The 564-nt window shown below is 45.0% G+C and carries 1 protein-coding gene; it reads left to right on the plus strand.

Annotated elements, in window-relative coordinates:
- Window positions 1–28: 28 nt before the first annotated feature.
- Window positions 29–564, plus strand: a 536-nt coding sequence (gene era, locus R7Q11_RS28350) for a GTPase Era (RefSeq protein ID WP_225467251.1), incomplete at its 3' end; no start/stop codon positions are given.

The raw sequence follows: 564 nt of genomic DNA on the forward strand, positions 1-564 counted from the left end.
GCAGAAACAGCACTAGAGCAATTAACTAATGGCTGATAACGAATTCGATATCGATGCGTTTTTCGCATCACATGGTGAGGTGAGCTCACCGGAAAACCAGCATTGTGGTTTCATTGCCATTGTTGGTCGTCCTAACGTGGGTAAATCGACGCTTCTGAACAAAATTCTAGGTCAGAAGATTTCGATCACGTCACGTAAGCCACAAACGACGCGTCACCGCATCATGGGCGTCGACACAGATGGCGATTACCAAGCGATTTACGTTGATACACCAGGACTTCACATTGAAGAAAAGCGTGCGATCAACCGTTTGATGAACCGCGCTGCAAACTCATCGTTGAGTGACGTGAACCTAGTTTTCTTCTTGGTCGATGGTACCCATTGGACTAAAGACGACGAGATGGTGTTGACCAAGCTTCAGAAATCGAACTTCCCTGTTGTACTTTGTGTTAACAAAGTCGATAACGTGCAAGATCGTAATGAAGTGATGCTACACATGGCTGAAATGTCTAAAAAAATGGACTTTGTCGATGTAGTGCCAATCTCTGCGAAGCAAGGTAAGAA

It is taken from the genome of Vibrio sp. 970 (assembly GCF_033339075.1).